The 11029-nt window shown below is 61.2% G+C and carries 11 protein-coding genes; 2 read left to right on the top strand and 9 right to left on the bottom strand.

Annotation, left to right across the window (positions count from 1 at the left end; translation table 11 throughout):
• Positions 1–274: 274 nt before the first annotated feature.
• The 9 genes from ACR3FE_RS10935 to ACR3FE_RS10895 all read right to left on the bottom strand — a co-directional run bounded on the left by ACR3FE_RS10935 (position 275) and on the right by ACR3FE_RS10895 (position 9915).
• Positions 275–1018 carry a 4-phosphopantoate--beta-alanine ligase gene (locus ACR3FE_RS10935; RefSeq protein WP_458207144.1) on the bottom strand — a complete coding sequence of 248 codons (744 nt, stop codon included), beginning with the start codon at positions 1016–1018 and terminating at the stop codon, positions 275–277.
• 81 nt (positions 1019–1099) lie between these two features.
• Positions 1100–1933: a pantoate kinase gene (locus ACR3FE_RS10930; RefSeq protein WP_458207143.1), complete on the bottom strand. Its 834-nt coding sequence runs from the start codon at positions 1931–1933 to the stop codon at positions 1100–1102.
• A 178-nt stretch (positions 1934–2111) separates the two neighbouring features.
• Positions 2112–3410 (bottom strand): aspartate--tRNA(Asn) ligase, encoded by a 1299-nt coding sequence (gene aspS, locus ACR3FE_RS10925; RefSeq protein WP_458207142.1) that lies wholly within the window; start codon positions 3408–3410, stop codon positions 2112–2114.
• 25 nt (positions 3411–3435) lie between these two features.
• Positions 3436–4065 (bottom strand): TetR/AcrR family transcriptional regulator, encoded by a 630-nt coding sequence (locus tag ACR3FE_RS10920; RefSeq protein ID WP_458207141.1) that lies wholly within the window; start codon positions 4063–4065, stop codon positions 3436–3438.
• 45 nt (positions 4066–4110) lie between these two features.
• Positions 4111–4914: an ABC transporter permease subunit gene (locus ACR3FE_RS10915; RefSeq protein WP_458207139.1), complete on the bottom strand. Its 804-nt coding sequence runs from the start codon at positions 4912–4914 to the stop codon at positions 4111–4113.
• Positions 4907–5791, bottom strand: a complete 885-nt coding sequence (locus ACR3FE_RS10910; protein ID WP_458207138.1) for an ABC transporter ATP-binding protein — start codon at positions 5789–5791, stop codon at positions 4907–4909. The genes ACR3FE_RS10915 and ACR3FE_RS10910 overlap by 8 nt, the downstream gene beginning before the upstream one ends.
• 176 nt (positions 5792–5967) lie before the next feature.
• A complete protein-coding gene (locus ACR3FE_RS10905; RefSeq protein ID WP_458207137.1) occupies positions 5968–6690 on the bottom strand; it encodes a phosphoglycerol geranylgeranyltransferase in 723 nt (240 codons plus the stop codon).
• A gap of 144 nt (positions 6691–6834) precedes the next feature.
• On the bottom strand, positions 6835–7170 hold the full coding sequence (locus ACR3FE_RS10900; protein ID WP_458207135.1) for a hypothetical protein: 336 nt from the start codon (positions 7168–7170) through the stop codon (positions 6835–6837).
• A 261-nt stretch (positions 7171–7431) separates the two neighbouring features.
• Complete coding sequence (locus tag ACR3FE_RS10895; protein ID WP_458207134.1) at positions 7432–9915, bottom strand: DNA topoisomerase I; 2484 nt, start codon at positions 9913–9915, stop codon at positions 7432–7434.
• Here ACR3FE_RS10895 and ACR3FE_RS10890 point away from each other — a divergent pair.
• Together ACR3FE_RS10890 and ACR3FE_RS10885 are read left to right on the top strand one after the other, a co-directional pair.
• Positions 9902–10066 carry a hypothetical protein gene (locus tag ACR3FE_RS10890; protein ID WP_458207133.1) on the top strand — a complete coding sequence of 55 codons (165 nt, stop codon included), beginning with the start codon at positions 9902–9904 and terminating at the stop codon, positions 10064–10066. The genes ACR3FE_RS10895 and ACR3FE_RS10890 overlap by 14 nt on opposite strands.
• 52 nt (positions 10067–10118) lie before the next feature.
• Complete coding sequence (locus tag ACR3FE_RS10885) at positions 10119–11027, top strand: histidine kinase N-terminal 7TM domain-containing protein (protein WP_458207132.1); 909 nt, start codon at positions 10119–10121, stop codon at positions 11025–11027.
• Positions 11028–11029 lie beyond the last annotated feature (2 nt).

The raw sequence follows: 11029 nt of genomic DNA, 5'->3' as shown, positions 1-11029 counted from the left end.
GGATGGGCCGTCCGGCGCATACGGGACGATTGGCTCGTGACAATATATAAACCTTCGGCTGAGAAGAGGTAGGATTGTGATAGCTGTTCGCATTCGGGCGAACGAGGAAGGGAACGAGTGGCGCAGCCACGAGTGACCGACCGAGTGAGGGTGTGACTGGGCCCTAGCGTCAGTAAACGACACCACCCCACCAGTCATCTCATACCAGCAGCCTCCAGCAGCAACTTCTTAGTACAATCCAGTACAAATCAGTACAAATCGCCGCCACCGGTTCCTAGATATCCCGAATCGCGTTTTCAGCGTCCTCCAGCGCCTGTTCACGGTCGAAATCCGAGACGATGGTTTCCAGTTCGTCACACGAAGCGTCGGCCAGTTCCCGCGCGTGGCACGTCATGTTCGGAATCGCCCGGATGATGTTGTCCACGATTGGGATCGCGGCGGTTCGCGGCGAGCGCGAGAGCGGATTGAGATCGATGACGATCTCGGTCTTGCCCATCGCGGCGAGTGCTTCCGCGCGGTCGCCGTCTTCCAGCGGAACGAGCACCACGTCCGCGTCGTAGATGCCGTCCTCGTCCACCTTGCCGCGCTCGTGTTCCAGACCGGGGATGCGAGCGTCTGCGGTGAGGCCCTTGACGTCCTCCGCGCCGTGCTCGCGCAGGTAATCGGCGATAGCCTGCATTCGCTCGTCGGTTCGATTGAACAGGTTGACCTCGATGTCCGCGCCGGTCACCGCCGCGAGTTCGACGATCTCCTCGGGGACGAGCGTCGCAACGTTCCCGTTGACCGAGAGGACGGCGTGCTCCGCGAGGAGCAGTTGGGCTGCCGCCACCCGCTCCGCCTCGTTCGCACTCGGAATCGTCTCCTCACCGAGCAGATAGTCGAACGCCTCACCCCGCCCTTCGGCGATGAGACCCTGCTTGCTCGTGACGCCTTTTTCGACGCCCGCTTCGATGCGATGGCGCGTCAGAAGCGACTGGTACCGGGGATGGTCTTCGGGAATCTCCACCTCGTCGGTCATGGTCGTTGTTCAGAACGAAGTAGTAAAAACGGGTGCGATTTCGCGTCACTCCGGCAGTGTCGTGTCACTCGCGGTATCGCGTCACTCCAACAGCGTCGCCCCGGCGTGATGGGTTCGACATGTCCGTGCATCGTACCCCGCGTCGGTGAGGCCGCTGTCGAGGGCGAACACCGTCTGTCCGAGCATCGCCATCGACGCCTTACCGCCGATGTCCTGCACGTCTTCGAGCACGTCGCGCACGTCCTCGGTGAGAAGCCCCGTCTCCTCGGCGAATCGCCGCGACTCGGTCATGAACGTATCGAGCGTCGGTTCGTTCACGAGCGCCACGAGCGCCTTCACGCCCGCCTGCGAGAGTCTATCGGTGCTCCCCGAAAGTACGTCCGCAGTCGAGAGTTCGCCGAGCGAGTGATACTCGATACACGCTCGCTGCGGCACACCGTCGAGTCGGTTGTACTCCGGCGCACCCGGTTCGAGTCGAATCGGGATTCCGCCGCGCGCCTGCGCGACCACGTCGCCGAGTCCGGTGCCCGCCTCGACCTCCGCGCTGTGTGCGATGGTGACGAGTTCGTTCTCGGAGCGTCCACGGTCGAACGCGTCGTTCGTGGCGAGCGCCGTCCCGAGCGCCAGCGCGCCCGAGACGCCGAACCCGGCCCCCAGTGGGAGGTCGGTCTCCGCCGTTACCCGTGCCGTCACATCGAGTGCGTCGAGCACTCGACGTCCGGATTCGACTGACGCGAACTCGCCGTTCAGTTCGATCGCCGTCTCCTCGGCCGGTTCGACGGTCACCGTTACCCCCTCTGAAAGTGTCACCCCTGCACCGCGCGATCCAGCCCGTTCGGGGTCGTCAGCCTGATGGATGCTGAAGAAGCCCGTGATGTGGCCGGGGACGAACGCACGACCTGCCTCGTCGCTCATACGCGGTCGTTTCGAGCGACAGCGTATAACCCTTAAAATTCGGCGTCGGCACGAAGCATCGCCCTGTTGACGGGACGACAGTCCGGATCGACGGCTATTCGGCTGCGGGTAGACGCCAAAGAATGGTGCCGGTTCAGTGAGGTCATCCTCTGCTCCCGCTCGTCCACAGCGATTTCGCCTACGGGCTCAATCGCTGTCGGTCTCGCGGGAACAACACAGCTTCGCGGATGTTGTCCAGTCCGAGCATCGTCATGACGAGACGCTCGCCACCGAGACCCCAGCCAGCGTGTGGCGGCATCCCGTACTTGAACATCTTCGTGTAGTAGTCGAACGCTTCGGGGTCGAGACCCTGCTGTTCGAAGCCTTCCACGAGGCGGTCGAAGCGGTGTTCACGCTGCCCGCCCGAGACGAGTTCCATCCGTGGGTGCATCATGTCGAAGCCCGTGGAGAGTTCCTCGTCGTCGTCGTGGTCTTTGATGTAGAACGGCTTGATCTCGCTGGGCCAGTCGGTGATGAAGTAGTGGGTTCCCACGTCTTCGCCGAGTGCTTTCTCCCCCTCGGTCGGCAGATCGTCGCCCCAGACGAGCATCTCGTCGAGTTCGCCCGTGGCGTTGATCCGCTCGATGGCCTCCTCGTAGGTGAGACGGGGGAAGTCACCCTCCGGCACTTCGAAGTCGATATCGAGTGCGTCGAGTTCCTCCTGGCAGTTCTCCGCAACGCCCTCGTAGGCGGCTTTGACGACCGACTCACAGGCGTCCATCGCTTCGGTGTGGTCGTAAAAGGCACTCTCGAAGTCGATGCTGGTCGCTTCGTTCAGGTGCCGCGGCGTGTTGTGCTCTTCGGCGCGGAAGATCGGGCCGATCTCGAACACGCGCTCCAGTCCGGAGCCGACCATCAACTGCTTGAACAGCTGCGGCGACTGGTTCATGAACGCTTCACGACCGAAGTACGTGATGGGGAACAGTTCGGTTCCGCCTTCCGTCCCGGTCGCCACGATCTTCGGCGTGTTGATCTCGGAACAGCCGAGTTCGCGGAACTGCTCGCGCACGGAGCGAAGCACTTCGGCGCGGATCTTGAACACGGCCTCCACGTCCTCCTTTCGCGCGTCGAGCGTCCGGTTGTCGAGACGCGTCGAGAGGTCGGCGTCGACCTTGCCACTCGGGTCGAGTGGGAGTTCCGGCTCTGCGGATGCGACGACTTCGACCTCCGTCGGGACGATCTCCACGTCCGTCGGCGCTCGCGGCTCTTCTTTTACGTCGCCCGAGATCTTCACGACGCTCTCGCGGTTGACGCCGAGACCCGTCTCCACGAGGTCGTCGTCCATATCGTCTTTCTCGAACTTGACCTGGATCTTACCGGTCGTGTCGCGCACGATGAGGAATGCGATACCACCGAGGTCGCGGATCTCGTGTACCCAGCCAGCGACGGTGACGCTGTCGCCGGGTTCGGCGTCCGCGGTGTAGGTTCGGTTCTGCATACGGCGCAGTTCTTCCGGGGCGGTCTTAAACGCGTTCGTTTTCGCCCGTCGGATGCGTCAATCCATCGCCGATGGTTTCGATGAGGGTGTCGCGGATATCGGCGTAGTACGGTTCGCCGATCTGTTCGCGGTAGAGCGGGAGGAACTTCACCATCCCCATCGTCCCAGCGATGACCATCGGGTCACCGCCCCGAAGATCGCCAGCCGCCTGCCACTCCTCGATGTACGGTTGTAGGTACGCCAGCGACTCCGCCCGTCGCGCTTCGAGTTCTTCCTCCGAGAGGTCGCCCACCACTTGCATCACGCGCCACAGTTCGTCGTCCACGAGCAGTCGCTGGATCAAGACGTTCTCCTCGATGGACTCGACCAGCAAGTGGAGGAACGCCCGAATCGCCCGTCCGGGATCGTCTTCCGCCGCCAGCGAGTTTTCGACTAGTTTCTCTGCGAGTTCGTGACCCTCCGCCTGCATCACCTCGAAATACAGCGCCTCTTTCGAGTCGAAGAACTGGTAGAACGTTCCACTGGCGATTCCGACTGGATCGGTGAGATCCGCGATGGTCGTCTTCTGTAGCCCGTACTGCGCGAACAGGTCGCGCCCCGTCGCTATCAACTCCCGTCGAATTCGTTCGCGTTCGTTCTCGTCGAATCCCCTCATACGCTGTCCCCCTTCATCCGTGAATCTCCTTTCATCCGAGCTCCCTCACGCGATGTCCTTCCTGTCGAAGAGTGCCCTGCTGACGAGCACCAGCACGGCGGTTCCGGCGAGCAGGATTACGGCCCCCATCCAGTCGTACTCTCCGGCGACGAGGATCGCGGTAGGGTCGTAGTAGCGCATCGGACTGAGGGCGCCCAGCCATTCGACACCCGCCGACTCGGCGACCGAATCGAGCAAGAACAACCCGAACACTGCGCCGAGTCCACCGCGCTGAGCGATGTCTGCTCGGTCGAACACCACCGAGAGCAGCAGTCCGATAGCGCCACAGGCGAGCAAGTACGGAACCGACAGTAGATGAACCATCGCCACGTCGGCAGCCGACACCGATTCGCCGACGGCCACGATGCTCCCGTACACGACCGCTCCGACGACGACGTTGAGGACGAGTATCGTCGGCAGCAGCGAGACGAACTTCTCGACCAGCACCTTCGAGCGCGAGATGGGCGCGGCGAGCAGGATGTCCAGTCGGTCGCGTTCGACGTCGCCCGCGATGAATCCACCAGCGACGTACGCCATGTAGATGCCGAGCAGGAGGAGCCAGAAGAACTGGTAGATCTCGACCGCGAGGAATCCTTCCATCGTCGTCAGCGAGAAGCCACCACCTGACGCACCGAACGCTGCTTTCATCGCGGGCGGTAGGCTGTCCCAGTAAGCATCGAGATCCGCGCCGGAGGATTCGATGGACGGGAACAGGGCGACCATCAAGATCGACATCGCTCCGAGTAGCACGGCGAGGACGATTGCACCTTTATACCGCCGAGACGCTTCGTAACGGACGATCTCAAGCATGAGCCTCACCTCCGTAGAACCGCATGAACACCTCGTCCAGTGGTGCCTCCTCGACGTCCAGATCGACGATGTGGAACGCCGATAGATGATCGATGAGTGCGTCGTACTCCCCCGTGAACGTGAATCGTACTTCGCCGTCCAGCGAAAGGTCGTGGACGCCCGTGATGTCGAAGTCGCCGGATTCGACCGGTTCATCGACGTTTACTCTGACGCGCTTCCCGCTCCTGTCGAGTAACACCTCCACGTCCTCGGTCGTGACGAGTCGCCCATCGCGGATGATGCCGACGCGGTCACACACCTTTCGAACCTCGCTCAGGATGTGACTGGAGAAGAAGAACGTCGTCCCACGCGCCTGTTCGGCTTCGATGAAGTCGTAGAAACGTTCTTGCATCAGCGGGTCGAGCCCCGAGGTCGGTTCGTCCATGATGACCAGGTCGGGGTCGTGCATGAACGCCTGCACGATGGCGAGTTTCTGCTTGTTCCCGCGAGAGAACGCACCGATCTTCCGGTCGATAGGCGCGTCGAACAGGTCGAGCAGTTCGTCGCGCCGCGCGTCGCCTTTCAGTGACGCCTGATAGTCGAGGAACGTCTCTCCGGTCGTATCCTCGTCGAAGCCGGGGTCGCTCGGCAAGTAACCGATGTGGCGCTTGGCTTCGATGAGTGCCTGCTCATCACGTACGTCGTGGCCGAGCACCGTTGCATCCCCGTCGGTCGGCTTGATGAAGCCGAGCAAGGTCCGAATCGTCGTCGTCTTTCCGGCCCCGTTCGGTCCGAGGAAGCCGAACACTTCGCCTTCCTCGACGGTGAGATTGAGGTCTTCGATCCCTCGAGTCTCGCCGTAATATTTCGTGAGGCCGTGAATCTCGATAGTCGACATGAGTCTCTCATCTGAATATCGGAGTTATGAATATATGAATATATCGTTCATATATTTTTGAACCGCGAAACAGCCCGACTCAGTCGCTCTCCTATCGGAATCACGATGAGGGGAATCACGACGAGCAGAATCACGACGTTGCCACTGGCCGGACTGACGAACGAAGAAGAAACTCGTTAAATCGACTCGGCGGGCGCTTGCTTCGCGTCTCGTGCCCCTTCGACCGTCTCGCGGACGGCATCGGCACCTTCGTCGTGAACGAGATTGCCGACGATGATGGTGTCTGCGTGCTGGGCCATCGTGTGCGCGGAGTCGTAGTCGTGGATGCCACCACCGTAGAACAGCGTCGTCTCGTCCAGTGCCTCCTGTGCCGCCTCGACGACTTCCGGGTCGCCGAACATGCCGGAGTATTCGACGTAGACGATCTCCTGACCGAACATCTGTTCTGCGATCTCGGCGTAGGCAGCCACGTCCTCGGGAGATTGGTCACAGTCGGCGTCAGTGAGGTCGGCGACACTCGCCTCCGGGTTCATGACGATGTACGCCTCGGTGGTCGTCCTGTCCCAATCGACGTCGCTCATCTTCACCCACTCCTTCTGGAAGCCGGTCATCCACGCGATATCCCCCGCGTTGAGGACGATCGGCACGAGATAACCATCGAGCGCGTCGTCGTCCACGACGACCGCCGGGTTGCTCGGTTCCTGGTACAGCGCCACGTCGTACTTCGCACAGGCGTCGATGACCGATTGCATCTTCTCCTGAGTCATGTCGAGCGTGCCGCCGATCTCGAGGGCGTCCGTCCCCGTCGCACACACGTCGGCGAAGGTGTCGTCGCCAGCGAGAGTCTTGTCCGGGTCGATTTTGGTGATGTGGTTCCAGTCAGCCCACGGCGCAGTCATAGGCCCCTTTTCAAAATTGTGGGCTAAAACAGCTTCGAAACGACCACCACGACCTTTTACGACGGTCGAGTGGGCGCGTGCCGTCGCGCGCGACCGGGCCCCGTCTCCCTGTGAAAGCTCGACCAAAAGCAGCGGAAGACGTCATCAGAAATCGAAGATTTCTGATTGGCACACAAGAGCGTCGCTCTTGTGGACGTTCCTGCTCGCTGACGCTCCGCGGGCGTGCGACTTCCGAGCCATTCGCTCGCGTCGCTCACGAAGACACTCCTCCCTCGCTCCACTGTGTTCCGGAAGAGCTTGCTCTTCCGTGCTGGTTACGAACGCGAAGCGTTCGTTACATCCCGAAAATCGGAGATTTTCGGGGATCTCGGTCACTCCCTCCGGTCGCTCACGAGAATTCCGCTCGGTCGTCGGCCCGCTCACTCGTCGCTTTCGCTTCTCGGTCGCGGTGAGTGTGCTGGCCGCTGGCAGTTGTGTCACCGGGTGGTTTCTGGCGGGTGTGTCACCTGCGGATTCCCCGTGGTTGTGTCACCTGCCAGAGCGCGGTGGCTAGTCGACCAGCCGCTTTCAGGACGCGGGGTGGGCACTGAGCGTGCGGTAGTTTACCCTGGCGATTCCTGCTGTGTCGTGATTCCGGAACATCGCTCCTGTTTTGACGATCAGGTAGCGTGCCGATCCTCGATGGGTGCGACTGGGGAACTTCCAGAGAAAGCGCGCCAGCCGAAGACGTAGCCGAGTGAGTCAGTCCGCTTTCGCCTGCCAACTCCGTAAGCGGTCTTCGCTCACGCCGCTGACCTGCGCCGCCACGGACTCGACTTCCGCGTTCTTCAGGTCGTCGATGTCCTGGATACCGGCTTCGGCGAGTTTCTCGGCAGTTTTCGAGCCGATCCCCTCGATGACTTCGAGTCCGCTCTTCGATTCGCGCTCTTTGAACTCCCGGTAGTTGCAGATGGGACAGCCGAGTTCCCACGGCTCGTCACCACCGTGGACGACGAGTTCGGGCAGATCGTGTTCGTCACAACGTTCGTCCGTCACCTCGATCTCTCCGCGTCGCGGAAGCGGAAGCGAGTAGTTACAGTCGGGATAGCGCGTACAGCCGACGAGCCGCGAGCCGGTCTGGAGGCGCTTGATCGCGAGTTCGCCGCCGTGCTCCTCACCACATTCTGGACAGTCTCCGATGACCCGGTCTTCTTCCTCCTCCGCTTCTTCTGCCTTGCAGAGCGGACAGCCGTGGACGAAGGTTCCGCGTCCCGCGAGCATCTTCACATCGCGCAGGTCGTGTTTTTCGCACGTCTCGTCCAGGAGAAGTGGCTTGCCTTTGTTCGGGAGCGGAAGCGTGTACGTGCAGTCTGGGTAGCCGTCACAGCCGACGAAGTACGAGCCCCGTCTGCTCTGGCGGACGAGCAGGTTCTCGCCACAGTCGGGGCACGGGCCGAGCGTCTTGTCCTCTTTCAACGACTGCTGGAGGTGCTTTCCGATCTCCTCGCGCGAGTCCTCCAGGTCGTCGAACACCTTCGCCAGCATCGTCCGGGATTCGTCCGCCACCTCGTCCAGATCCGCATCGCCCTCGGCGATGGCGGTCATATCTTCTTCGAGTTCGCGGGTCATCGTCTCACTCACGACGAGGTCGGCGTAATCCTCGGCGGCCTCCACGACCGCCTGCGCGAGTCGGGTCGGACGCGGCGGGTCGCTTTCGAGGTAGCCCCGGTCGTAGAGCTTCTGGATGGTGTTGTGTCGGGTCGATTTCGTCCCGATGCCCATCTTCTCCATCGTCTCGATGAGCCGCGACTGGCCGTATCGCCGGGGCGGTTGGGTCTGCTTCTCCTCGATTCGCGTGTCGGTCACGTCGAGCGTCTCGCCCTCTTCGACGTTCGGCACGTAGTTCTCGCTGGTGTTGAAGTAGGGATAGACCGCGTGGTAGCCCTCTTTCAGGAGTCGCTTCCCGTTCGCCTTAAGCGATAGGTCGGACACCGTGGCGACCACCTTGAGGTGTTCCCACTTCGCGCTCTCGGCGACGGTAGCAAAGAAGCGTCGAACGACGAGTTCGTAGACCTCCCACTCGTCGTCGCTCAACTCACCTTTCGTCGGGATGTCCTCGGTCGGGTGGATCGGCGGGTGGTCGGTGGTCTCCTCGTCGCCTTCGGTCGGTTCGATGTCGTCTCGCTCCAGGAGACTCTCGGCGTCGTCGCCGAAGTGGTAGTCTCCGACGAAGGTGTCGAGCAGTTCCTCGGGGTCCAGGTCGTCGGGATACACCGTGTTGTCGGTACGCGGATAGGTGATGTATCCGGCAGTGTAGAGATCTTCTGCGATGCTCATCGCCCGCTGGGCGGAGTAGCCGAGACTGCCTGCCGCGCGGATGAACTGTGTCGTGTTGAACGGCGCTGGCGGGTCGTCGGTTCGCGTCCGGCGCGAGACGCGCTCGACGATTGCCTGTGTCGCCTCGCGGAGCGTCTCGTACGCTTTTTCGGCGGTAGCTTCGTCCCAGACGCGCTCGGCTTCGTTGTCGTCTTCGTCGCGGTAGAAATACTGCGCTTCGAACTCCTCTTTCGCTTTCCGGAGGTCGGCGAACAGTTCCCAGTAATCTTCGGGGTCGAACGCCTGGATCTCGCGTTCGCGGTCGACGATGAGTTTCAGCGTCGGACTCTGCACTCGCCCGACGCTGATGAAATCGTTGCCGAGTTGTCGCGCCGAAAGCGAGAGGAAGCGAGTCAGTGCGGCACCCCAGATGAGGTCGATTATCTGGCGTGCTTCGCCCGCCGCCGCGAGGTCGAAATCGAGTTCGTCGGGGTTCTCGAACGCGGAGACGACCTCGTTTTCCGTGATCGAGGAGAATCGCACTCGATTGACCGGAACGTCCTCGTTCACTTCGCGGACGAGTTCCCACGCTTCTTTCCCGATGAGTTCGCCCTCGCGGTCGTAGTCAGTCGCGATGGTCACGAGCGTCGCTTTGCGCGCGAGCAGCCGTAAGGTGCGAACGATGTTCTCTTTGGTCGGTTGTTTCTCGATGTCGGCATCGATGAGTTCGACCGGTTCGACGTCACGCCAGTCGTTGTACTCCGGGGGGAAATCCACCCCGACGACGTGACCTGATAGGCCGATACACCGCTTGCCGCCCCACTTGTAGACGTTGACGCCGTTCTGTCGGTCGGCGTCGGCGCTCCCGCCGGAAAGGATGTCGGCGATTCGGCGTGCGGCGTTGTCCTTCTCGGTGATGATGAGTTCCACTTACCCATCACCCCGGTTCGCGTCGATCATCGCCCTCGGCTACGGACATCTCGCTGGTAAACGTTTCGCCAGCGAAGACCATCCGCCATCGAAGACCGTCGCCGGTAGATTTCGAAGTACGACGCCACCGTTTATCGATTATCTCGGTTGATAATGAAGGAAACTGATATATCTTGACCAAGCCTATCGAACAATAATCCGACATGGCTGACACCATCACATTCCCGATGAGTATCGTGCTGATCGGAACGATGATTGGGGGAATTGGTGGATTCGTACTCGCCCGGCAGGCATGGGCGAACAAGGAGGTACCCGGTGCGAGGTCGTTTTCGTCGCTCATGCTCGCCATCACCGGATGGTGTCTCTTCTCGCTGCTCCTCGTCACGAGTTCGAACCACTCGCGCGCCATCTCCTGGGCGACACTCGTCGGTCTCTGTGTCACTCTCGTTCCCTTCTTCTGGTTGACCTTCGTCCTCGAATACACTGGACGAAGTAACTGGTTGACCAGCAAGACGCTTCCGCTCATCTGGGCGGAACCAGTCGCCTACATCCTTTTCACGCTCGTCGATCTGGGATATGGGTTCACGAACGAGAGCGCCCGGGTATCATCAATAGGGGGATTGACGGTCGTCTCGGTTTCCCACACACCATCGTTTTACTTTCATCTCGTCTATCTGTTCGTCGTCGTCCTGACGGGGTTCGCGTTTCTCCTCGTGTTCCTGATGCAAGTCGACCGACTCTATCGAAAACAGACGACCGCTATCCTCTTTGCGGGACTGCTTCCACTCGTCGGGACGGTCTCTTTCTCGTTCGCCTTCCCCGATTTCGTGCTCGGCGTGACGCCGGTCTTCTTTGCAGGGGGCGGTGTGCTCGTCGGTCTCGCGCTGTTCCGGTACGATTTCCTCGACGTCATTCCTCTCGCCGCTGAGGTCGTGCTGGACGAGATGGACGACCCAGTCATCGTCGTCGATAACCAGCGAGTCCTCGATTTCAACGAGGCCGCAGCGACGCTGTTCGAGTCGTCGAACGTTATCGGCTGTGAACTCGAAACGGTCGTCCCCGGACTCCTCGAAGCGGTCTCTGCGAACGAATCGTTCTCTCGTTCGAACTGACG

The sequence above is a fragment of the Haladaptatus rarus genome (assembly GCF_054177585.1).
This window is presented reverse-complemented; position numbering and strand designations above follow the sequence as displayed.

Coding starts and splice junctions, on each gene's coding strand:
- ACR3FE_RS10935 (WP_458207144.1), bottom strand. CDS start 1,018: ATGACCGACGAGGTGGAGATTCCCGAAGACCATCCCCGGTACCAGTCG.
- ACR3FE_RS10930 (WP_458207143.1), bottom strand. CDS start 1,933: ATGAGCGACGAGGCAGGTCGTGCGTTCGTCCCCGGCCACATCACGGGC.
- aspS (WP_458207142.1), bottom strand. CDS start 3,410: ATGCAGAACCGAACCTACACCGCGGACGCCGAACCCGGCGACAGCGTC.
- ACR3FE_RS10920 (WP_458207141.1), bottom strand. CDS start 4,065: ATGAGGGGATTCGACGAGAACGAACGCGAACGAATTCGACGGGAGTTG.
- ACR3FE_RS10915 (WP_458207139.1), bottom strand. CDS start 4,914: ATGCTTGAGATCGTCCGTTACGAAGCGTCTCGGCGGTATAAAGGTGCA.
- ACR3FE_RS10910 (WP_458207138.1), bottom strand. CDS start 5,791: ATGTCGACTATCGAGATTCACGGCCTCACGAAATATTACGGCGAGACT.
- ACR3FE_RS10905 (WP_458207137.1), bottom strand. CDS start 6,690: ATGACTGCGCCGTGGGCTGACTGGAACCACATCACCAAAATCGACCCG.
- ACR3FE_RS10890 (WP_458207133.1), top strand. CDS start 9,902: ATGATGAGTTCCACTTACCCATCACCCCGGTTCGCGTCGATCATCGCC.
- ACR3FE_RS10885 (WP_458207132.1), top strand. CDS start 10,119: ATGGCTGACACCATCACATTCCCGATGAGTATCGTGCTGATCGGAACG.